The 20,895-nt window shown below is 68.2% G+C and carries 17 protein-coding genes; 10 read left to right on the top strand and 7 right to left on the bottom strand.

Translation table 11 applies throughout. From position 1 onward, the window contains the following. Positions 1–2: 2 nt before the first annotated feature. Together AB0I89_RS22130 and AB0I89_RS22125 are read right to left on the bottom strand one after the other, a co-directional pair. Positions 3–497 (bottom strand): hypothetical protein, encoded by a 495-nt coding sequence (locus AB0I89_RS22130; RefSeq protein WP_357129734.1) that lies wholly within the window; start codon positions 495–497, stop codon positions 3–5. 174 nt (positions 498–671) lie between these two features. After that, the gene (locus AB0I89_RS22125; RefSeq protein ID WP_328654474.1) at positions 672–1,472 is read right to left on the bottom strand and encodes a helix-turn-helix transcriptional regulator; all 801 of its coding nucleotides are present in this window, start codon (positions 1,470–1,472) and stop codon (positions 672–674) included. Between the two features lie 276 nt (positions 1,473–1,748). Between AB0I89_RS22125 and AB0I89_RS22120 the strand changes: the two genes are divergently transcribed. The 10 genes from AB0I89_RS22120 (at position 1,749) to AB0I89_RS22075 (ending at position 11,391) form a co-directional block, all read left to right on the top strand. Continuing rightward, complete coding sequence (locus tag AB0I89_RS22120) at positions 1,749–2,231, top strand: NUDIX hydrolase (RefSeq protein ID WP_328654475.1); 483 nt, start codon at positions 1,749–1,751, stop codon at positions 2,229–2,231. Between the two features lie 151 nt (positions 2,232–2,382). Beyond that, on the top strand, positions 2,383–4,365 hold the full coding sequence (locus AB0I89_RS22115) for an ABC transporter ATP-binding protein (RefSeq protein ID WP_357129729.1): 1,983 nt from the start codon (positions 2,383–2,385) through the stop codon (positions 4,363–4,365). A gap of 11 nt (positions 4,366–4,376) precedes the next feature. Then, entirely contained in the window at positions 4,377–4,943 is a 567-nt protein-coding gene (locus AB0I89_RS22110; RefSeq protein ID WP_328654477.1) for a kinase, read from the top strand. Continuing rightward, a complete protein-coding gene (locus AB0I89_RS22105; RefSeq protein ID WP_357129726.1) occupies positions 4,940–5,851 on the top strand; it encodes a phosphotransferase in 912 nt (303 codons plus the stop codon). The genes AB0I89_RS22110 and AB0I89_RS22105 overlap by 4 nt, the downstream gene beginning before the upstream one ends. Beyond that, entirely contained in the window at positions 5,848–7,242 is a 1,395-nt protein-coding gene (locus tag AB0I89_RS22100) for an MFS transporter (protein WP_328654479.1), read from the top strand. Before AB0I89_RS22105 ends, AB0I89_RS22100 begins: the two co-directional genes overlap by 4 nt. Next, positions 7,239–7,691, top strand: a complete 453-nt coding sequence (locus tag AB0I89_RS22095) for a hypothetical protein (RefSeq protein WP_328654480.1) — start codon at positions 7,239–7,241, stop codon at positions 7,689–7,691. The genes AB0I89_RS22100 and AB0I89_RS22095 overlap by 4 nt, the downstream gene beginning before the upstream one ends. 42 nt (positions 7,692–7,733) lie before the next feature. Then, positions 7,734–8,303 (top strand): nucleotidyltransferase family protein, encoded by a 570-nt coding sequence (locus tag AB0I89_RS22090; RefSeq protein WP_328654481.1) that lies wholly within the window; start codon positions 7,734–7,736, stop codon positions 8,301–8,303. A gap of 34 nt (positions 8,304–8,337) precedes the next feature. Continuing rightward, on the top strand, positions 8,338–9,207 hold the full coding sequence (locus AB0I89_RS22085; RefSeq protein WP_328654482.1) for a carbon-nitrogen hydrolase family protein: 870 nt from the start codon (positions 8,338–8,340) through the stop codon (positions 9,205–9,207). 95 nt (positions 9,208–9,302) lie between these two features. Beyond that, positions 9,303–10,940, top strand: a complete 1,638-nt coding sequence (locus AB0I89_RS22080) for a GNAT family N-acetyltransferase (RefSeq protein ID WP_357129720.1) — start codon at positions 9,303–9,305, stop codon at positions 10,938–10,940. A 253-nt stretch (positions 10,941–11,193) separates the two neighbouring features. Next, on the top strand, positions 11,194–11,391 hold the full coding sequence (locus AB0I89_RS22075; RefSeq protein ID WP_328654484.1) for a hypothetical protein: 198 nt from the start codon (positions 11,194–11,196) through the stop codon (positions 11,389–11,391). A 60-nt stretch (positions 11,392–11,451) separates the two neighbouring features. Here the strand turns inward: AB0I89_RS22075 and AB0I89_RS22070 are convergent, their stop codons facing one another. The 5 genes from AB0I89_RS22070 to AB0I89_RS22050 form a co-directional block, all read right to left on the bottom strand. After that, entirely contained in the window at positions 11,452–12,222 is a 771-nt protein-coding gene (locus tag AB0I89_RS22070; protein ID WP_357129717.1) for a carbon-nitrogen hydrolase family protein, read from the bottom strand. A 185-nt stretch (positions 12,223–12,407) separates the two neighbouring features. Further along, positions 12,408–13,229: a sugar phosphate nucleotidyltransferase gene (locus AB0I89_RS22065; protein WP_328654486.1), complete on the bottom strand. Its 822-nt coding sequence runs from the start codon at positions 13,227–13,229 to the stop codon at positions 12,408–12,410. Positions 13,230–13,469: 240 nt separating this feature from the next. Further along, entirely contained in the window at positions 13,470–16,274 is a 2,805-nt protein-coding gene (locus tag AB0I89_RS22060; RefSeq protein WP_328654487.1) for an RNaseH domain-containing protein, read from the bottom strand. Then, positions 16,271–19,615 carry a hypothetical protein gene (locus tag AB0I89_RS22055; RefSeq protein ID WP_357129712.1) on the bottom strand — a complete coding sequence of 1,115 codons (3,345 nt, stop codon included), beginning with the start codon at positions 19,613–19,615 and terminating at the stop codon, positions 16,271–16,273. Before AB0I89_RS22055 ends, AB0I89_RS22060 begins: the two co-directional genes overlap by 4 nt. Next, entirely contained in the window at positions 19,612–20,850 is a 1,239-nt protein-coding gene (locus tag AB0I89_RS22050; protein WP_357129709.1) for a hypothetical protein, read from the bottom strand. The genes AB0I89_RS22055 and AB0I89_RS22050 overlap by 4 nt, the downstream gene beginning before the upstream one ends. Between the last annotated feature and the right edge of the window lie 45 nt (positions 20,851–20,895).

Genomic DNA, 20,895 nt, shown 5'->3' with positions numbered 1-20,895 from the left:
GGTTAGTCGGTCGTCTCGTCGGTGTCGGGCCAGAGCCGTACCGCCCGCGCGGCGGCGTCGAGGATCACCTGGCCGTCGACCTCCAGCCGCGACTCGGGCATGTCGTACGCCGGCCACTCGCAGACGAAGGTGACGGGCCCGGACGGCGGTAGTGGCCAAACCCAGTAGTGCGCCTCGTGCCGCCGGGCGTCCGACTCAGCGTTGCCCGGAAACAACAACCGGCCAGGTGGCTCGGCATCCAGCGGCGTGGGCGAGCGTCGATCCATGTTGGTGACGGTGCTCCCGTCGGCGAACTGCACACCCACCCGGAGGAAATCCGCTGGCACGGTCTGCCCGGCCCAGTACCCGATCCGGTGGTGGTGCAATAGATCAGCCCGTCGGTCCGGCGCACGTAGCACCGCGGTCACGCTGAACTCGAAGCCTGCGGGGTAGGCGAGCAGACCGCTGATCGCGACCGCGACGCGATCGGTGTGGACCAGCACGTGGCTTTCGGCCACGACACCGGGGATCACCGCCTCGGGTTTCATCCAGGCGGGACGGGGCTGTCTGATCGGTTCTGGCTCGACGTCCGATGCCGCTACCTGGCGGTCGAAGAAGCCCATATGGCCTACCTTCCCACAATTCCGAGTTCTCGTACGGCCGGGTCTATCTGCCCTCCTCCGACTCGGTGCTTAGCCGGCACCGCCGGCCCCCGACGCATCATCGCGCGGGTAAGCCGCGGCCCGGCCGTCCATCGATAAGGCGGGATGTTTTCGGCGTAGTGCGATCAGTGTTGCCCGCACCTCAGGTTGCTGAGCGGCTTCGGCGAGGTCGAAGGCTTCGGCGGCGTAGGCGTGCGCAACCCGGATCGCACCCAGGTCCAGGGCGAGGGCGCCGAGCAGCCCGGACAGGTGGACGGCGAGGGTGTAGAGCCGGGCGCGTTGTGGTGGGTGCTGCTGCCCGGCCATGAGCTCATCCACACAGGTACGCAACGGCCGCAAGCGCGCCAGGCGGACTGCTGGCGGGAGGCGTTCGTTGTCGGCGATCGCCTTTCGGACCTCGTCTTCGAGGTAGCTGAGTCGGGTGTCTTCGTCGTTGCAGGACTTCAGCGCGGCTCGGCGGGCGTTGATGCTGTTCTCGTCTTCCCAGAGAGCCGATTCGTCAGCACTGGAATCGGTGCTGGCGGCGGGCTGCGGCCGGTGCGGGTTCTTCGCCGACGGGACCGACGGTGGCTGTGGTTGGTGCCGCTGGATTCGCCTGGTGAGGCGGTCGTATTCCTGGGTGAGGGTGCCGTTGGTGTGCAGGGCGGTGTCGCAGCGTGCCCAGAACTCGCGCTCGGGGTATTGGCGGCCGGTCTCGGTGTTGGCGACGGAGCTGCGGCCGTACTGCACGAGCCGGGCGAGGCCCTGCTGGGTGAGGTTGGCTTGCTTGCGCAGCTGTGCGAGGTGGCGGCCGAGTGCGCGCCGTGCCGTCGTGATCTCGTCGTCGGCCATGGTTTGCCACCCCCTGGCGGTGCCGAGATGCGGTCACGGTGCGGGCAGACCGTATCCGCCGCCTCCGACAATTCCTGGGTCGGTTACTGAGGGCTGTCGGGGGTCGGACGGGGTTGGTCGACAGCCGGGCAGCCTAGCGGCTGCGTTGGCCGCCGGTAGGGGTCACGCGCGGCCGACGATGTCGCCGTCTTGTCGGAGTCGGCAGCGGAATCTGCCGACAATGTCGTGGCACGGCGCGGCGGGCGTGTCGGACGGCTGGCGTCCTACGGTCGACTCATGCCCGCCGAACGCCGTGACTTCACCGCCGATCTACCTCGCAAGCGGATGGCCGCAGGGCTGCTCCTGACCGATCCCCGCGGTCGAGTGCTGCTTGTCGAGCCGGCATACAAGGCCTCGTGGGAGATCCCCGGTGGGTGCGTCGAGGCCGACGAGTCGCCCTACCAGGCGGCGGTCCGGGAGTGCCGTGAGGAACTCGGGCTGACCCTGACGCCCGGCCGGCTGCTGGTCATGGACTGGGTGCCACCGCAGCCTGGCCGCACCGAGGGGGTCATGTTCGTCTTCGATGCGGGCACGCTCACGTCCGAGCAGACGGACCGGATCGTCTTGCCGCCGACAGAGTTGCGCAGCTGGTCCTGGTGCGACCAGCCGGCGGCCCATGAACGCCTGCCGGCGCTGCTGGCCCGACGCGTCGCCGCGGCCCGGGAAGCACGCGGCCAAGGGTTCACCAGGTACCTGGAGAACGGGCTGCCGGTCACCTGACCCCCGGCCCTACACGGGCCAGCCGCATCCACGATTCGACTCGTAGCCCTCTGCTGAAGATCCGATCTGCGGGAGGTCGCCTTCGGGCGACCGGCCCGACTCACACACGTCCCGCTGCCATCCATTTGCATAACTTTGAGGATGTTTGTCCATGACGCAGACGACCACCACACAGAACCCCAGTACAGCGGGCCAGCCGGGCATCGCGCGACCGGAGTCGGTCTTGCCGGAGCTACGGGCCACATGGTGGGAGACGGGAGTGCGTGCCCGGGCGGAAGCGGGCGTGTTCACCGTCTTCGCGGAACTCCCCCGGCTTGTCTGGGCCGCTCTGGGCGTCAGTTGGCGTGCAGACCGGCTGCGTACGGGCGTGGTGGCGGTAGCGACGGTCGGCGCCGGGGTGATGGCGGCCTTCGGCCTGTTGGCGACGCAGCGGGTGTTGGTGGAGTTGTTCGCCGGCGGGCCGACCGCGGACAAGGTTTGGGCGGCGTTGCCCGCGCTGGCCGTGCTGGCGGTGGCGGTCGCGCTGCGTGCGGGGATGGGCATCGCCACGGGGTACGCGCAGAACGCGTTGACGCCGCAGGTGAGCCGGGAGGTGGAGCGGGGCCTGTTCGAGGTGTCCACGCAGGTGCGGCTGGAGGCGTTCGACGCCGACGCGTTCGCCGACGACATGGAACGCGCCTCCCGAGGCACCGAGTCGGCGATCGGCCTGGTGCAGTCGTCGATGAACCTCCTCGCCGGGCTGGCCGGCGTACTGGCGGTGGCGGTCGCGGTCGTGGTGATCCACCCGCTGTTGCTGGTGGCGTTGTTGGTGGCGACGGTGCCGAACGGGTGGGCGGCGCTGCGGGCGGGCCACCTGCGGTATCAGACATACACGGCCGGGTCGGTGCGCCGGCGCCGGCTGTGGCTGTTGCAGCGGTTGATGGCCGAGCGGGCATCCGCGCCGGAGCTGCGGTCGTACGGGCTGCGCCGGTTCCTGCTCGACCAGTACGACCGGGTCATGCAGGTCGAGACCGACATCCAGCTCGTCCTGGCGCGGCGGGTCACCACCACCACCTCGGTCGGGGCGATGATCGGAGGAGTAGCCACCGCCGCGGTGTACGTCCTGCTCGGCCTGCTGCTGATCGACGGGCAGATCCCCCTCGCCGCCGCGGCGACGTGCGTGATCGCCGTGCAGTCCGCGCAGCGTTCCCTCGCCATCGTCACCTTCCAGGTCGACCGCGTCTACACCGAGGGTCAGCACTTCAACGACTACACCGGGTTCATGACCCGCGCCGCCGCCTACCTCCCGGGCAGCAGCGGACCGGTGTCCGCGACGGGCCCCGAACGGCTGCAGGAACTGACCGTCAGCGGGGTGAGCATGCGCTACCCCGACCGCGACGCACCCGCCGTCGACAACGTCACCATGACCATCACCGCCGGGCAGACCGTCGCGTTCGTCGGGGAGAACGGCTCGGGCAAGACGACCCTCGCCGCGATGATCGCCACCCTCCGCAGCCCCAGCGAAGGCGTCATCGAATGGAACGGCCAGCCCATGTCGGAGTGCGACATCGACGGGCTGCGAGCCAGGATCGCGGTAGTGACGCAGGAATACCACAAATGGCCGTTCACCGCGGCCACGAACATCGCCATCGGCAACGTTGACACCGATGCCCGGCAAGACCTCATCGAGTCCGCCGCCGCCCGCGCGGTCGCCCACGACATGATCACCGAACTGCCCCACGGGTACGAGACACTGCTCGACCGGACCTTCGCCCGAGGCCAGGACCTCTCCGGCGGGCAGTGGCAACGCATCACCGCCGCCCGCGGCTTCCTCCGCGACGCCGAACTGCTCATCATGGACGAGCCCTCCTCCGCGCTCGACCCCCGCGCCGAGGACGCCCTGTTCCAGGCCATCCGCGACCGCAAGGGCCGGGCCACCACGATCCTGATCACCCACCGGCTCGCGAACGTCCGCCACGCCGACCGGATCTTCGTCCTGCACCACGGCCGGCTCGTCGAGGCCGGCAGCCACGACGACCTCATCGCCACCGGCGGCCGGTACGCCGAACTGTTCGCCCTTCAGGCCGCCGGCTACGACGCCACCCCGAGCGAGGACAGCCCCATCCCGCAACAGCACCGACCCGCCTCGCGATAGGAAGAACCGTCATGGACCAAGCGGCGCCCACCGGCAACTCCGAGACGATCCTCATCAGCATCCGCGGCAATTCCAGCGCCGGGAAGAGCACCATCGCCACGGCGTTGCGGCGCCGGCACGGCCGCGGCTGCGCGATGGTCGGCCAAGACCATATCCGTCGGATCCTGCTCAGGGAACGCGACAAGCCCGGCGGCCTCGCGCCCGCGCTCATCGCGCAGAACGTCCGCTTCTGCCTCGACCACGGCTACCACGTGATCCTGGAAGGGATCATGCACACCGCCCGCTATCGGAGCATGCTCACCGAGCTGCGTGACGCGCACCGTGGGCGAACGCTCTTCGTCTACCTCGATGTGTCACTTACCGAGACCTTGCGACGCCACGAGACGCGTCCCTTGGCGGCGGAGGTGTCGCCGGAAAACCTGCGCAGCTGGTATACCCCGCGCGACGTCCTCGGCTGGTCCAACGAGCTCGTCCTGCCGGAGACCACCATGCTGGAGCAAGCGATCGAGCGCATCGCCACCGTCGCCGGCCTGCCGTTGACCGGCCGCGACGACGACCTGCTCCCGGCCGTCCCATGACTTCACCCCAGACGTCCAGCGCAGGCAGTGCCGGTCTCGTGGCGGACGGGGCGGATGACGTGTTCGCGGCGCTGGTCGCCCGTGCCGCTGCCGCAGGGGTGGGTACCGGCCGGGTGGTGCACCGTACCGACAAGGCCGTCGTCGCCACCGGCCGCCGCGACGGCCGACCGGTGATCGTGAAGCTGTTGACCACCGACGACCCGTACTGGGTAGGCCGGCGCCAACACGAGCTGCGCATGTACGAACTGTTCACCGATCAGCCACCCCCCGTGCGCGTGCCGCAGGTCCTGTACGCCGACGCTCGCCTGACCGTCCTGACTCAGCTACCTGGGCAGCGCCTGGACGACCAACGCCACCTCACTCGCGACGTCAGCCCGGCCACCGCACAGCTGGTCCTGGACACCCTCGACACCGTCGCCGCCTGGATGCCAGCACCGCCGCTGCCGCAACCTGTCGATTACCACGGCCGCATCGGCGCCGAACACACCGCCGGACTCCTCGACGACGCCGACCAGCACGCCCTACACACCCTCGTCGACCAGCTCGGACCGGACCGGGTCACCGCACACGGCGACCCCCTACCCGCGAACCTGCTCCTCGACCGCGAGCACTGCGCCCTCATCGACTTCGAGCACACCGGCAGCTACCTACCCGGCTACGACCTCGCGCTACTGCACATCATCGGCGCCGCAGCCAGCCCCACCCTCACTGCCGCGATCGCCGAACATGTGCACACCGCCGACATCACGACGGCCTACTACGTCAACCTGCTCCTGCTGACCTGCAGAGAGATCCGCCTGCACACCGTGCTGCCAGCAGGCGACTCGACCACGTCCCGGCTCGCGTACCTGCGACAGCTACTCAGCCAAGCACGCCGCGACGTTCAGGCACTGATGCGATGGGCATGAACCGGACGACCGCCATCCCGCGGGCCCACCGCAGCCCCGCAGACGGCTCACAGGCACCTCCCCCGCTGAGCCGTGACTTCCACCGGCTGTGGGGCGCATACTCGGTCAGCCACCTGGGATCCGCCGTCGGGGCGGGCGCGCTGCCGCTGGTCGCGATCCTGCTGCTGGACTCATCGGCTCTGCAGATCTCCCTGCTCGCGGTGATCTCCGGCCTCGCTTCGGCGGTCATCGTCCTGCCCCTGGGCCCTTGGGTGGAGTTCCGGCGCAAACGGCCCGTGATGATCGGCGCCGACCTGCTGCGCTTCGCGGCCCTGGCCAGCGTCCCCATCGCCGCCGCGCTAGGCGCCCTGACGTACGAGCAGTTGTGCGTCGTCGCCGTCGTGCAGACCGCCGGCACCATCGTGTTCGGCGCCGCCAGCGGCGCACACCTGAAGCACCTGGTCACCGTCGATCAACGTGTCACCGCCAACAGCCGATTCGAGACCTCCCAGTGGACGGCGAACAGCCTCGGCTCACCCATCGGCGGTGTCCTCGTGTCCTGGCTCGGCGCTACCGCGTCCATCACCGTCGACGCCGCGAGTTTTCTGATGTCCGCGCTCGGGATCCGCCGCCTGCGCAGCCCCGAACCGCCGCCACCTGCGCGGCAACCCGCCCCGAGGCGGGGCCGGGAAGCCATCGAAGGATGGCGGCACATCCTTCACCACGCGGGCCTGCGGGCACTGTTCGTCAACGCCGTCGTCTTCGGCGGCGCCATCACGGCCAGCACGCCCATCATCGCGGTGTTCATGCTCCGCGACCTACACCTGGCGCCCTGGCAGTACGGCCTGGCCCTCGGACTGCCCTGCCTCGGCGGCATCCTCGGCTCCCTCACCGCCGGCCCCCTCACCACCCGATACGGCCTCCGCAGGGTCCTGCTCACCACCGGCGTCGCCCGCACCCTCTGGATGGGATTCATCCCCCTCGCCCCGCCCGGCACACCGGGCCTGATCATCATCACCCTCGCCGACACACTCCTGCTGTTCATGGCGGGAACGTTCAATCCCACCTTCGCCGCCTACCGCATGAACCACACCAGCGAGCACTGCCTGTCCCGCGTCCTGACCGCCTGGTCCATCACCAGCAAACTCACCCAACCCCTCTTCATCGCAGCCGCCGGCATCCTCGCCGCCGCCACCGGCCCCCGCACCGCCCTCACGGCAACCGCCGCCCTCACCCTCACCAGCGCCGCGATCCTGCCATGGAAGACCACCCCGAACAGCCCGCCCCACACCCCCGCCGCGAACCCGCCCAGCGGACGTCGCCTACTGGCACGTCGTTCCGGTAGCGCGAGCACCGGCCTGTCTACCGCCGTCACGGCCACCGCCACCACACCCAGGGAGAACGCAGAATGAGCGATGACAACCCGCAGCGGCGGGCACCTCGCCGGTACGCCGGCACCACGACTGATTTCGTGCTGGACGGCACCACGGGGCGCCTCACCACGGCCACCTCGTCCGGGCAGCTCACTCACGTCGAGCTGCGCGTCGGCAAACACGGCTCCACCCTGGCCGGCCTAACCGAGGCGCTGTCCACGGCGATCACCACCGGTCTGCAAGCCGGCGCGCCCCCGTCCGAGTTCGTGGCCCCGCTACGGCACACCCACTACACCCCTTCCGGCGCCACCACCGACCCGGACGTGCCGCACGCGACCTCGCTGAGCGACTACCTCGCACACCGCCTCCACCAGCAACACATCAGCACCCCGCCGCACCCAGACGCCGCGCAGCTGCCTGGAGACATTCAAACCAGCACGCAGCCACGACTGCCCACGGCCAGCTGGTTGCCGCACCCCCGCAGCTGACCCGACCTCGATCAACCTGGACCTGCCGGAGGTGAAGAGGGCATGCGCGATGACGAGTTACGCGGTCTGGTTGGCGGGAGCCAGCCGCTGATGCGGGCGCTGCGCACCGTGCGGGACTCGGGCCTACCTGACGCCTGGATCGGCGCCGGTGTCCTCAGGGACCTGGTGTGGGACCAACGCTACGGGCACGGATTCGACTTCTCGCAAGCTCGGGATATCGACGTGGCATTCTTCGACCCCACCGACCTGACCCGCACCAACGACGAGCACGCCACCGAACATCTGACGGCGATCTGGCTCGGACCGCCATGGGAGGCGAAGAACCAGGCCGCCGTGCACACCTGGTACCCCGCCCGATTCGGAGGCGACCCCGTCCCCGCGCTGCGAAGCATCGCCGACGCGGTCGCGACCTGGCCCGAATACGCCACCGCCGTCGCGATCCGTCTCGACGCCGGCGGGCACATCGCTGTCTGCGCACCCCACGGACTCGATGACCTTCTCGACGGCATCTGGCAACGCAACCCGACCCGAGTCAGCCAGGTCGTGTCCGCGCAACGACTAGCGCGGCAACGCCCCGCCCACCGCTGGCCCCGAGTCCGAGTCCTCAGCTGATCACCCGCGATGGACGCCAGGAGGCTCGCCCCAAATGCTCGACGCCCGCCGAATGGACGACTCGTCCACTCTCACGATCGCTGCCGCCCAACCGCCAGTCACCTGCGACGCCACGCTCAACGGCACCGCAATCCGTGCGCTCATGCGCCGCGCACGTCAGCAGGGTGCCTACTTGGTGCAGTTCCCCGAAGGCGCCCTGTCCGGCTACGCCGGGCAGGCCAAGGACCACTTCGCCGGCTGGAACGTCGACTGGACAATGCTACGGCGGGAGCTGGACAAGACGGCCGCGCTCGCGGGTGAACTCGGCCTGTGGGTGATCCTGGGCAGCAATCACCGACTCAGCGGCGAGCACCGTCCGCACAACAGCCTGTACGTGATCTCCGACCAGGGACGCATCGTCGACCGCTACGACAAGCGCTACCTCTCCCACACGGAGATCACCCGCTTCTACACCCCCGGCTTCACACCAAGCGTCCTCGACATCGCGGGATTCAAGCTGGGGCTGGCACTTTGCATCGAGATCAACTTCCCGGAGATGTTCCTCGACTACCTGCACAGGGGCGTGGACTGCGTCCTGTTCTCCACCTTCTCCGAAGACCCGATGTTCGCCGTGATCGCCCAGGGCCACGCCGCCACCATGAGCCAGTGGGTGAGCGTCTCGGTGCCCGCGCAATGCAGCACCGCCATGCCCACCGGAATTATCGGCCCTCACGGCGGCTGGCTCGCCCGCTGCGCACCCGATGGCACAGCCGACCTGGTCTGCGCCACGCTCGACCGTGACGCCCCAGAGCTGCGCATCGCCGTGCAGCACGCCCGCCCCTGGCGCACCACCGCCCGCGACGGCGCCATCTACCGGCAACGGCGCGTGGACGATCCGCGCAGCCACAACCGCACCGAGGGGTGACAGTGGCGCCGAACCAGGCGCCACCCATCGAACAATGTCGCATAGCGACGGTACGGTCACTCCTGGCAGTTTGTTGTGGTGGAGGGAGCTTGCTCGTGGTCAAGCGCAGCAGCCGATCTCGGCGCAGGGAACCGATTCGCCGGCCGATTCCAGCAACACGACTGTCCGCCTCGGCGGACAGGGTCACCGACCTGACCGGGCAGCGCCTGGTCGACGGCTGGCCGGTGACCGAGCAGGTGCGAGTGCGGCTGGCCCGCGGCGCGGATATGGCCGCAGTGCGTCGGCTCACCGCGCTGGCCGGTGTCCATCTCGAGGACGAGGTCGTCGACGACGTGGACGCCGGTGTCGGCGGGGCCGCGTTGCGGGCCGGCTTGGACGGTGGTCCGGACACGTTCATGCGATACATGGCCGAGAAGTTCACCGGCCCGCAGGCCATGGATCCGAGGAGGCTGCTGCCGCCGGCGACGCTGGTGCTGGTGGCCGAGCACGACCAGCGCGGCGTTGTCGGAGCGGTGGTCGCGTACCCGCCGGGTGGTGTGCTCAAGCAGCTGGTCGAGCATCAACGGCGGGCAGGGTTGGGCAGTCAGCAGCTGTTTCAGCTGGTCATGGCTGGCGTGATGTGGATGGTGCGGATCAAGGCGATCGCGGTCGACGAAACGATGCGCGGCCGCGGGATCGGCAGTGCGTTGCTGCATCGCTGCCAGCAGATTTACGCGCACTGCGGCTACATGATCACGTATGGGCAGATGGCCGACAGCCCGGAGCTGGAGCGGTTCTACCGCAGCCACGGCTTCGACGTGCTGGAGCGTGACAGCGGGTTCGACCCGTGGGTGGTCCTCGGGGTTCACGCCGAGATCCGCCCCGACCCGGGTGAGCGCACGTTCGTCCAGCATCAGAAGGCAGGCGCGAATCGGAGGCCCGGTCGGGTGCCGGCACCACGACACAGCAGCAGGACGCCGTTTGACCCGGGCACCCTGGCCCTGCATGACGATCACCTGCCGGCACTGCTGACGCAGGGCTCTGGGGAGTTGCTCGCCATCCAGTTCCTGCCCCTGCTCTGGGTCAAGATGGCCGAGGGGCAGCGCGCCAACGCTTGCATCGACGCGTGTGCGCAGCTGCGGTACGCCTACCAGCAGTTCGGGATCGCCGCCGAGATCCTGCCGGTCGGTGTGGTGATCCACGACCCGGACGGCGGTCGTACCCGGTACGCGACCGACGAGCCGAGCTGGTACGACGACACCACCCTGGTCGGGCACACCATCCTGCTACTGCCCGAACACGACAGACTGGTGGATCCGACCATCGAGCAGGTACCAGAGGTCCGGGCACTGCGACAAGGTCCGGTCATCGGGCGGCTTCCTGAGCCGAACCGGCAGGCGCTGCGTGACGGCGAGACCAGCTTCGCCGTCCAACGCGCTGACCTGCTCATCGAGTACCAGCCGGTCCGGCCCGAGCATCGGGATCGACTGCTGAGCGGGCCGCTGCTGGCACGTAACGACGTCCAGTATCGGCGCGGCGCCGTCAACCTTGCCGCAATGGCCGTACAGGCGTTCCGCGATGCAGGAGCCGCCGATCGCATCCGGCAGACCACCGCCTTCCCCCGCCTAACGGCGCTGCTCGATGCCATCGGCGACGCTCCGATTGGCGTCGACGAAACCACCAGCGATGTGCTGATTCACCTGCCCGGGGGCCCCGTCCGGCTCGACCAAGTCCCGGTCCCCCGATTGCCGTAGGGGGATGACGGTAGTCCCGACTGCGGAATGCCTTCACCGCTCGGTTGACGGCTATGGGACGCGGATCGGGCATCGTCGCATCGACTATTCGCGCGGCGCGTGGACGATTCGCGCAGCCACGAGCGTACTGGGAGTGACAGGGGTGCCGAACTTACGCGGCTTGTACCGTGGCCGACCTCAGTTCCCGCTGATGATCGTCGGTCATGGTCGATTCGACCACGCCCACGTTCCCGCCAGCCTGCGGAAACAACTGATGGAACTAGCCGCCAGCGACACTGCCCATTGGGGTCTGCTTTTCGTGCTCGACGCCCGAAGGCGCCGTTGGACCCTCTTCTCCCCCGACGCGGAGTACGCGGCGCTGTTCGCACCCGCCGCCCACACCCTGAACCTCGACGTCGACGTCTTCACGACGAAGTTCCCCTGCTGGAGCAGCGGATGGCGGATCACCTAAATAGGCCACCTGCGTTCGCCCGGGGATCGCCTCGGGCTCCAACCGGCGTCAGCGGCAGCGTCACCCACACGTGGCCTGACCCGGCGGCTCACAGCGTCCGATGTCGGCGGTCGCCATGCCCGGCGTCATCTCCGCGACCTGCGCGACGACCTCGCCCTGCGGGCTGATGATGTTCGTCGGCCCGTAGCCGATCCGGTCCGCGCCACGCTCACCGGTGACGTCAGCTGACACCAGCCACATGCCGCTCTCCCGGGCCCGGGCGGCGCGGATCGGGGTGTGCCGGTCCTTCCAATGCAGGGCGGAGGCGCGGCGCATCATGTTCTGCGCTGGGACGAGGAGCAGTTGTGCGCCCTGCGCCGCCACCGCCGCGGCCGCAGCAGGTACCCGGGTGTCAGAGCAGATGTTGATGCCGAACAGCACGCCTTTAACCTCGAAGGTTGGGTAGTCCTGACCTGGAGTAAAGAGCGATTCTCCCGGCATGAGGTGGGTTTTACGGTAGACGCCGAGGAGCTCACCGCCGGCCACGACGACCGCTGAGTTGAAGTACTGGCCCGCCCGTCGTTCGATGACACCGAGGACAAGGGTCTGCCCGATCCGGCCCACACGGCGCAGCAGCGCAGCGAACGACGCGGAGCGCAGATCCATAGCGTGGGCGTCCAGGTGCTGCTCCTGCACGAGATAGCCCTGCAGAAAGCACTCCGGGAACAGCAGCAACTCCACATCCCGCTGATCAGCTTCGCGGCCGAACTCCTCGATGCACTGCACCGCCGCGCCGACATCGCCCAGAATCTCCGGGGTCTGACAGGCCCCCACCCGCATCACCTCGGCCACTCCGAAACCCTAGCGAGGTCCGACGACGTTGCTGCTTGCGCGATGACAGTGGGGACGGCACCGCCGCTGCGGGACCTCCTGTGAGACTGGCCGGCGTGGAGGGTCACGGCACGCGCAGACGGGCAGCGTTTCCGCCGCCGGGTTAGCCGGTCTGAAGGCGCTTGTACGACCGGGACCGGTCAGGCCTAGGGCATGGCTGCGGCGTTGTTGGCCGCGAGCCAGCCGGCGGGACTGCCGCAGTCATGGTACTCACCGGTGACGGGGTGGATCAGTACGTCGTTGTCGCGGGCGAAGGCGATGACGGCGTCGGTGGCCTGGTACTCCCCGTTGGCAGCCGGAATCAGCTCCTGGAAGTAGGCCACCGCGTCAGCGGGTAGCAGGGTACGGCTGATGTTGATGTACGCGGTCGGCTCGTCGTAGTCGTGCGGCTTCTCTAGTAGCTCGTCGAGCAGTTCATGACCCTCGGATGCTCGCGGGTGGAGGATGCCGTAGCGGTGGGCCTCGGCGCCGGGCACCGTGGCGGCGGCGAGCGCAGCCGGCACTCCGGCGGCGACCCGGGCCGCGGCGAGGTCGGCCAGGTCCGATCCGCCGTCGTTGCGAAGCAAAAGGTCGTCGCCGGCCACCAGGAGGAAGTCGTCGCCAGCGATGAAGTCAGCGGCGACGATCGCGGGCAGCGCGGTGCCGTAACGGTCGTCGCGCGGCTGTTCGATGAACGTGAAGTCGGCTTGGCTGTGCAGGTCGACGACGGACGCGTACTTGTCCTGCCAGCCGCGTGCGGTGAAGTAGTCCTTCAGGTCGTGGTCTTCGGTGAAGTAATGACGCACCTGGCGGCCGATCTCGCCGGGGGCGGTGACGATCGCGATCTCACGGGTGCCTGCGGCGACGCAGTCAGCGACCGCGTAGGCGACGACTGGTTGGTTGAGGATCGGCAGCATGCACTTGTTGATCGTTTTGCCGATCGGGAAGAAGCGGCTGCCCATGCCGGCGACAGCGATGACGGCCCTCACGTGCTTACCTTTCGGTTGGGTTACACCGGCCGTCAACGTGTAGCGACAGTGAGCCGGGCGGACCAATGCAGCTTACGCATAGCATTGGGTCAATTCGGGCACCTAGTGGAGGCGCGCACGGGCGCAGGCCGCCGGCGACGGCGGCCTCGATCCCTCTGCGTACGAGAACGACGCCTGTCCGGTGTCGTCTACCGAGACTCAGGCACCGAATGCACACCCCGGACTTGACGCAGGAGCTACTTATCGTCCCGGGCCGTCTTCCTCCTCATCGGACGCTTGTGCTGTGCGGCGATATTGAGGATGGCCCTCGTCCATCTGAATGGCCGCGTGCAGTGCGACTGGGTAGCGGGCGCGGCCGGACCAATACATGGTCTGGTGACAGAGCTGAGCGGTGGCGACCGCGAGTGCCTCATGAGAGACACGGTCATTGAGGGCGATGGGGTAGATCTCGGTAGCGGTCATCGAGTACCACGGTTCGGGCATCTCGCTCTTGCGGCGTTCTTCGCGGTTCTCGGAGATAACGGACCGTTTGGCGTCCCACCTGGTGTACTTCGCGCCGAGCCGGCCCGAGTTGCCACCGTCGTAGTTGCGCGGCACGTTGCACAGGACCCAGACCGGCGTGCCGAAGTCCGTCTCAATCTCGTAGAGAGCGTTGGTCGTCTCGCCTTCTCGTACGGCGTCTTTTGTGCTGAGTACGTGGGTGTAGGCGATCGGTGGGGGCACTCTGTCGTCGGCGATGTTGACGCGGATGATCGCGTCGGGGCGTTCATCGTCTTGCAGGCTGTAGCCCGGCAGCCACCGCTTACTCTTCCATTCTCCGGGTTGGCTGCCCTGCTTGCTGTTCTGCAACCCATCCCAGATGCGGCGGGCGCTGTCCTCGTCGACGGTGACGACGTACGGCCGGCCATCGAGGTCCTCGGCGAGGTCCTGCAGTGCCTGTTCGACGACGTCGCCGACGTCGTCCCAGCGCTGACGGTACGACTTCTTGCCGCCGGTCTCCTGCGGGTATTCGGTCTCGTGGAACTGGTTCTGGGCTTGGCGGTAGGGCTGCCATGAGGCGACAGTCGAGCTCCAGCCGAGCAATTGCCACACGTCGCCTGGCGTCGGCGGCGGGATCAACGCGGTCGCGGTCACGACCGTTCTGGGAGAGCTCTTCTCACCCTTGCGTTTGTTCTGCTGGCGGATGTGGAAGCCGACGTGGGCGATACGGTCGGCCCCGTACCCCGCGTGTCGTTTCTCAGGACGCAGGGCGTTGGCGATGCGGTCGTCGATGATGCCGAGCGAGCGGTAGAGGTCGAGCAGCGCCATCTCTGCCGGGTGGTCGGGGTCCTTTGGCTCGATGATGCCGTTGGCGTTCCTGCCGAGCAGGTACTGGCTAGCGATGTCCTTGCTCGCCAGAATCATCTTGCTCTGTGGCTTCGCGTCCGCTTCCTCCAGTTCGGCGGGTTTGAGGCCTGGGATGTCCTCGGTGGTGGGGATGTGGGTTTCGCACCAAGCACCGATCAGGACGTCGCCGCTGGTGTCGAGTGCCGCGGCGGCGGGGTTCAGTGCCTTGGTCCGGCCGTTCGGGCTACCGTGCGCCAGGAAGTTCGCCGCGAGGTGGAAGACGGCGGTGATCGTCCCGCCGAAGAGATCGATCTCTTCGCCGTCGTGCGGGTCGAGGCCCTCGGTCTCGAGGCCGTACGTCTTGGCGAGGGCAGCGATCATCCGCAGCCGGGTTTCGTCGCGGTACCAGAGGCAGACCAGGCGCAGCTTGGTGAAGCCGGCCGCTTTGACTGCGGCGGCGATGGAGGCGGGCTCGGGAAACGCGCTGCCCTTGCCGCGCAGAGCCTTCTTGGACCCGGTGGCTTCGCGTTCTGCCTTGCGGCGGTCCAGCTCCGCCTTGGGCACCCGCTCGGGGTCAGTCGGTCGGTGCGGCAGAGCCATGGTGGTGGCGCGCGCGATGAGTGGCTCTGCCCGGCCCTCAAACCGGCCCAGGACGTGCTCGTTGAGGACCCGCAGGTGGTGCATGCCGGTGCCGACGCCGATGGGGAACGGCCGGCTCTTCGGCAGTACGGGCCAGATCTGGGCAGGGCGTTCACGGGAGAAGCTCAGGGTGGGCCTGCGGTCCTTGCCTGCCTCGGCGATGGCTTCGGCGCGCATGCGCTGTTCGGCCTGCGAGCGGGTCGCGATGGCCTGCAGGACGGAGTAGTCCATCTCGAGGCGTCCGAGCGCCTCGAGCGCGTAGCGGCTGATGGTGCGGGCGCCGCCGCCGCCGTGCAGGCCCACTTCGAGGACCGGGCGGTTGTCACCGGGCTGGACCGCCAGCACGGTCCTGCTGTAGATCAGTGAGTCCGAGATCCGGGTCACCCGGGAGGTCACCATGAGTACGGGGGTGGCGATGTTCGGCACCGTTTGCAGCGTGAGGGCGGTACGTGACAGTGCGTACCGGCCGCCCTGGTCATTTTCCCAGGGGTCGTCGAGAGCGATCAACCCGCCGGTGACGTCTGGCCGCAGTGGGATGGCAAGGCCTTCGCGGACCGTCCAGGGGCCGGCCAGCTTCTGCGCCAGGCCCCAGGCGATGGTGCGGAACACCCAGTTCGGGGCGACGGGCTGATTGCCGGTCTGCGGCCGGACGTGCTCGGCGAGGTAGACCTCGCTCTCCGGAGTGTCGGCGATCTTCTGTGCCAGCTCCGGCGGCTGCCGCAGGTCGATTTCGTGGATCGCTATACCCTGGGCCAGCCCGTGGGTGAGGGTGAACACCCGGCACAGGAGCTTGTCGTCGATCCGCTCCCGTGATGCGAGGAACGGCTGGGGCCCACCAGGCTCGAAGTAGACGTATCCGCCGGTGAGGACGCTGAGCACGGTGGTGGCGATCGAGTACGGGGCCTGGGCGGAGTCGTTGCCGTACCGCCTCTGGCAGGCGCGGTCGAAGTTCTCCCACAGGGTGCGTGTCTCGGCGTCCAGGTTTCTCAGGTACACGCGGTCGTTGCCGACGAGGTCGGGGGTGCAGCGGTACGCGAGCGTGTCGAGATAGCGTCCGGGCTCGCGGTGGTGTCGGGTCACTCGTCCTCTTCTCGGAAAGCGTCCAGCACGGTGGGCTCGTTGGGGTCGATTCCGGCGTACGACAGGAATGCGTTAAGCGCTTCGCCGTACAGGTCGTTCATCTGTTTGCGCACGTCGGGCGGCCACTTCGCGTGAATGCGGCGCAGGATGGTGTCGAGGTCAGCGCTCCAGGTGTCCTCGTGGAACGCGAAGTCGACCATGTGCAGGACGGCTTCGGTACCGCCACGGCGGGCCCGACCGGCGAGCTGGATGAGGTCGACGATCATGCCGGCGACCACTTCCTCCTGCAGGGATTTCTGCATGGAGGCGAACTGGCTCGCCGAGCGCAGCAACAGCCTCAGCCTCTCCCACGCGGCGTCGCGGGCGGCGGCGAGCGCGGCGACGGGATCACTGCTTCCACCGGCGGGGAGGGCGCGCATGCCGGCTGCGTTGATGCTCCCGTACATCTCGGACGGCTCGTTCAGCAACGCCAGGGGCCGCACGCACAGGTAGACCGACCGCACCGCGGAGCGGATGCCCTTGACGATGTTGAGGCCACGCGCGATCAGCGACAGCGGCACGACCAGGATGTTGCCCCGGTCCGGGAAGGTCTCGAACTCTTCCTGGGTCAGCCGGACGGCGAGGTTCTCGCGGGGCAGGTCCGGATTGAGGCTGTGCCGGTCCTCGGCGCGCACGGCCACGCACAGTCCGGACCGGTAGTTCCCGGACTGGGCGATGCCGCGGGCGAGCAAGGCGCACTGCTCGTAGGAGTTCGCGACGACGAGCACGTGGGCGCGGTCGGAGTCCTCGCGAGCTGCCCGTTCCAGCTCCCGGCGGATATGCCGGTCGTACAGCTGGTCGCCGAGCTCGATCAGGGCGTCTCGTTTTCGGCTGGTGTGCAGTCCCGAGACTTTGATCGGTTCGCCGAGCAGCGGGTGCCCTTTGCCGTAGTCGACACGCCGTTTCCGGGCGCGGATGGAGCGGGCTTGTGCGTCGGTCATCCACCAGCGGACCGGGGCGTGGACGTGTTCGCGGACGGCCTGCGGGAAGAACGCCGTCGCTGACAGCCCCATGACGGGCCGTTGCGTTCCGGCCAGGCTCAGCGAGACGATCCCGCCGAGTTCGGCGGTGAACAGGTGCGGGTCGCCGCCGATGGTCTGGGCGACCAGCTCGGCGCTCTTCTGCCTGTCATCGAGGCCGGTGACCCGGTAGCCGGTCAGGGAGCGGCCGAGCATGCCGATCGGCATCACGGTGGTGATCGCCGAGTGCTGGAGCTGCTCGATGATCTTCTGAGCGGAGCGCAACCCGGACGACCGGAAGCGCTGCGCGTTCTTGCGGACCTCTGCGAGCGCCTCGTCGAGTTCGATCATCACCGCGCGGGTCGCCAGCAGGTTGATGATCTGGGCTCGGCGGTGCCCGTCCTTGATGACGTCGCCCAACAACTCGTGTAGTTCGAGCTTGACCGCGTCAAGCAGGCTCTCGCCTCGTGGTCCTACCAGTGCGCTCAGGCCCCGTTGGACGTCCGCCCACACCGGTTCGAGCGCGCCGCTCGCGCGTCCGTGCCGGTCGGCATGCTGGTAGCGCTCAGGCATCAGCGCGTTGATCCGCTCGACGATCTCGGTGGGTATGCCCGCGTCGCCGATATCGGAATCGGGCCACAGCAGTCGGGCCAGTGTGCGGTCGCGGCCACGCGCCATGTGCCAGCGGCTGCTGGTCTGATCGGGAATGCGTTCCTCGGCGCGCTGGTCCTCGGCAGCGTGCAGTTTGAGCGCGTTGCGGCAGATGCTGAGCAGCAGGAACTCAGCCATGAGCCGCACGTGGCTGACCGACGGCAGCAGCACGTTCTCGTCGTCGATGGGCAGCCGCTTCGCGTCGGTATCGATCTCCTGAGGGGCCGAGGTCCAATGACGGCGCGAGTGCAGTTTCACGTCGCTGGCGCAGCGTTCGATGGCCCTCGACTGGAACTGATCCACCTCGTCGATGAGCACGGCATGGCTGGTACGCAGCGCGAACTCGGCAGCCGTCAGGGTCCGCACGGGGCGGCCATCGAGATTGACGCCGATCCGCAGGGTGCCCTGCAGGAAATAGAAGTGGTTCATGACGACCACGTTCGCGTCGCACGCCTCGTAGACCGGGGTGAACTTGCTACAGGTCGGGATCCACGGGCAGGCCGAGACTCCGACGCCCTGACGGCCGAGCGAGAGGCAGGGTTCACGTCCGGGCGGGTAGTCGCCGGTGGACTCGGTGAACTCGCGTTGCGCGCATCCGTAGGCGAGCGGGTCGATGTCGCGTTCTCCGCGTAGACCCCAGTCGCCGGGCGATTCGGGGTCTTCGTCGATCAGCGAAGCGTGCTTGACGGCCCGCTCGCGCATGCTGCTCGAGGACATCAGGTGCGCGCACGTCGGCGTGTGGTCCAGGTCCTGTTGCTCTCGGAGATAGGCCAGGTCGCCCTGGATGTTCGAGGTCATCGCCAGGCAGGACTTGATGTCCGGCTGCACGAGCGTGACTCGTAGGTTGCGCAGGGCGAACCAGCTGGCCATGACCCGGACCAGCACGCTCTTGCCGGTGCCGGTGGGAGCGTGGAAGATCTCCAGGCCGACGGCCGACATTGTTAAAACTTCACGGGGCGAGACGACGTCGGTGGTCTGCAGCACGTCGACCAGGCCGGTGAGCGTGGTGTGCAGGAACCGCTTGTCCGGCGGGAAGCGTTCGTCGATCTGGGCGGCCAGCGTCAGGAGTTCGTGCGTGGGAATCTGCAGCTCGGGCGTGTAGGGGACGGTCGACACGTGCGGCAGCTGGTCGAGGGCGAACGGTTCGGTGAAATGCGGATAGCGCGGGATCCGCACCCGCCCGTGGATCTGACCGCCGTCCTTGACGTAGATCGTGGGGGTACTCCACGTTCCGGGGCCCGCGAAGTCCGGCGGCTTCGGGCGGACGCTTGGGCGCCGGAACCGGGCGGTCTGGCGATCGACGTAGTCCAGCAGGTTCCCGCCAACGCGAGGAAACGCGGCGTCAGCCCTGAACGGGTTGTTCCCGGCGAGCTCAAAGGCTGCGATGGGTGCCTGTTCCTCGTCCGGACCTGGATCGGAAGGGGTGAGGGCGGTGCGGGCGGCGACCGAGAAGGCACGATGCTCGGCCAGGTCGGCTGGGGCGATCGATCCGACCAGCGCGATCCGCTGCTTCTCGTCGCGGGTAAGCCTGCTCCAGCGGTCCCACACCGTGTATTTCCCGGACAGCAGGAACGCGGCGTCGGCGAACCCGGCGGCGTCACGTGCGTCACCGGGGATACGGCGTGGGAAATAGTGGGCTGCCAGTGCCAGGGCGGCGTGCACCACGCTGGTCTGCACGGTCGGGTCGCTCATGCCCACCTCACCCCCGCTTGCTTGCAGACCAGCTCACCGAAGGCCGAGGCGGTGGCCACCTTCATGTCGTACTTCTGGCACACCTCGGACAACAGGGGGACCTGCCCGGCCCGGTAGTCCGGGACCACGAGCCATTCGGCGCCGCCGCGGTCACCCTCCTGCGCATGGATGAGGCTCGCGAGCGTCGTCGCCGAGGTGTAGTCCTTGACGTCGACCTTGAAGGACGTCTTGGTGCCAGGGATCGTCACCTTCAGGTCGTAGGCGTCCAGGGCCGGCCACAGGTTCACCTTCAGCCCGCGTTCGACCAGTCGGTCCCGCAGCGCCAGCTCCGGAATCCCTGGCACTGTGGTGTATCGCCAGATGCCCCGGGCCAGCGCCTTGTGGTTCTCCGCCGGCATCGGCTGGGGAACAACATCGATGTCGGGAAACAGCACCGCTTCGCGGGTGGCGGGACGGTCCGGGCGTGGTTCGGGAAGGAGTTCGGCAGCAGAACCGTCATCGCTCGGACGGAACAGGTACGAGGCCCCCATATCGGCGTGCGGGGTGTGCCAGCATCGGGCCGACCCCACCAGCGCACCGGCGCTCTTCGCCAACGCCAGCCGCATCGGCCACCGGCAGATAGGACACTCGTACCACCAGCCCTGGTGGATCGAGGCGTACGGGATGTCGGTGTAGAACTCGACCACGGTCGGCGGCAGCCGCAAGTCCGCCAGCTCATCGGTCGGCCCGGACGGATATCGGATCAGATCCGCACGCCCGTTTTCGTAGACCGATTGAACGCCCTGTTTGCTCAGCGCCAGATACACAGTCTCCTGCTCCACCTCCTCCCGCAGCTCGCGCACACCCGCGAGCATGTCCGAGCTGCGATCGAGTTTGCGCAGAGTGTGCAGCAGCATCCTCTGCTCGAAGTCCAGATCGAAGGCGTCCTCCGTGACCTGCCCGTCCTGATCCATGACGAGCAACCCCTTGAGATCGACTGGCTCCACCCCCTCGGGCAGTAGCTGCGCAAGGTCACCCGAAAGAGCCTGCCGGAACCAGCCGAACGGCAACGGGCTTCCCGGGCCGCGGGCAGCCAGCACAATCCCGTGGCACTCCATCAAGGTCTCCAGCCGCCGCTCCGGCTTCCACCCAGCAGCAGTGAGAGCCTTCGCGGCATGCAGGGCCGCCTTGGTCACGAGGTAGCGAACATGAAGATCACTTAACGTGCGCGCGTCGTCATCGACAGCATGGGTCACGAAGGCGGATGTTAGACCCACCCTCTGACAAGACGAGGTCCCGAA

The organism is Micromonospora sp. NPDC049801, from assembly GCF_040656575.1.
Lineage (GTDB): Bacteria > Actinomycetota > Actinomycetes > Mycobacteriales > Micromonosporaceae > Micromonospora.
Note: the sequence above shows the minus strand (reverse complement) of the source record. Positions and strands in the feature narration are given on the sequence as shown.

Bases quoted from the DNA above. Each gene is read 5' to 3' on its own strand.
- AB0I89_RS22115 (WP_357129729.1), top strand. From the start codon at position 2,383: ATGACGCAGACGACCACCACACAGAACCCCAGTACAGCGGGCCAGCCG.
- AB0I89_RS22105 (WP_357129726.1), top strand. From the start codon at position 4,940: ATGACTTCACCCCAGACGTCCAGCGCAGGCAGTGCCGGTCTCGTGGCG.
- AB0I89_RS22090 (WP_328654481.1), top strand. From the start codon at position 7,734: ATGCGCGATGACGAGTTACGCGGTCTGGTTGGCGGGAGCCAGCCGCTG.
- AB0I89_RS22085 (WP_328654482.1), top strand. From the start codon at position 8,338: ATGCTCGACGCCCGCCGAATGGACGACTCGTCCACTCTCACGATCGCT.
- AB0I89_RS22100 (WP_328654479.1), top strand. From the start codon at position 5,848: ATGAACCGGACGACCGCCATCCCGCGGGCCCACCGCAGCCCCGCAGAC.
- AB0I89_RS22120 (WP_328654475.1), top strand. From the start codon at position 1,749: ATGCCCGCCGAACGCCGTGACTTCACCGCCGATCTACCTCGCAAGCGG.
- AB0I89_RS22125 (WP_328654474.1), bottom strand. From the start codon at position 1,472: ATGGCCGACGACGAGATCACGACGGCACGGCGCGCACTCGGCCGCCAC.
- AB0I89_RS22055 (WP_357129712.1), bottom strand. From the start codon at position 19,615: ATGAGCGACCCGACCGTGCAGACCAGCGTGGTGCACGCCGCCCTGGCA.
- AB0I89_RS22075 (WP_328654484.1), top strand. From the start codon at position 11,194: ATGGAACTAGCCGCCAGCGACACTGCCCATTGGGGTCTGCTTTTCGTG.
- AB0I89_RS22095 (WP_328654480.1), top strand. From the start codon at position 7,239: ATGAGCGATGACAACCCGCAGCGGCGGGCACCTCGCCGGTACGCCGGC.
- AB0I89_RS22110 (WP_328654477.1), top strand. From the start codon at position 4,377: ATGGACCAAGCGGCGCCCACCGGCAACTCCGAGACGATCCTCATCAGC.